This is a genomic window from Dellaglioa sp. CoH-56-MRSF-12, assembly GCF_056782075.1.
Map to the genome: position 1 here is coordinate 1 of NZ_JBXAYD010000118.1, position 260 is coordinate 260.

Annotated in this window: 1 pseudogene; it reads right to left on the reverse strand. The window is 55.8% G+C overall.

From position 1 onward, the window contains the following. Nucleotides 1-250, reverse strand: a pseudogene (locus AC1RPY_RS07990) (hypothetical protein); the annotation flags it as partial. Nucleotides 251-260 lie beyond the last annotated feature (10 nt).

A 260-nucleotide genomic window follows, 5' to 3' on the forward strand; every position in this document is an offset into this window, starting at 1 on the left:
GTTTCTCGACCGGCTTCCCGTTGACCTCGGCCGCGATGATGCGTGCCAACGTCGTCTTGCCCGCGCTCGGGGGCCCGAAAAAGGCCATGGCACTCGGAATCTTTCCGGTTTCGAGCATACCTCGAATTCGGGTCACCACCGCATCCTGACCAAGGTAACGGTCGAGTTTGGTTGGTCGATACTTCCGATGAAGCGCATGTTGTTCTGCGTCGATCGGTGCACTGCTTTCCTTTTTCTTACTTGCGAACATCAGATTTCCT